Raw genomic sequence first — 437 nt, forward strand, 5'->3', positions numbered from 1 at the left:
TTGTCAGACAACATCATCACATATTTGGAGTGCGCTGGCTTTGCCATCGATTACAAGTTTCTGTTAGTGGTTTTTATGACTATTTTCATCGTAAACCCACTGAAAATCAAAAAAAACGTGCAAAGACAGCGGCTTATATTGTCATGCAATTTAAGCGTTTAAAAGGTAGAATGGGATACCGAAAACTGTACCATTATCTTATAAATAGAGACGTTATGGTGAGCTTATCTCAAGTAAGACAAGCTTTATATCGAGCTGGATGAAAGTCAAAAGTTGTCACGTACTATAAAAAAAGAAAGCAAGAACATCCTACATTTCCAAATGTACTAGAGCGTTCCTGTAAACCTGGTAGAAAAGACGTTCCAACTGTTGTATGTGATATCACAGAATTTCGTTTAGTGAATGGATTGAAAGTATATTGTTGTGCTGCATTAGAT

The 437-nt window shown here is 35.7% G+C and carries 1 pseudogene; it reads left to right on the forward strand.

Annotated elements, in window-relative coordinates:
• A pseudogene (locus JDS99_RS32260) lies at positions 1-263 on the forward strand (IS3 family transposase); the annotation flags it as partial.
• Between the last annotated feature and the right edge of the window lie 174 nt (positions 264-437).

Source organism: Bacillus cereus group sp. N6 (genome assembly GCF_016483705.1).
Lineage (GTDB): Bacteria > Bacillota > Bacilli > Bacillales > Bacillaceae_G > Bacillus_A > Bacillus_A wiedmannii.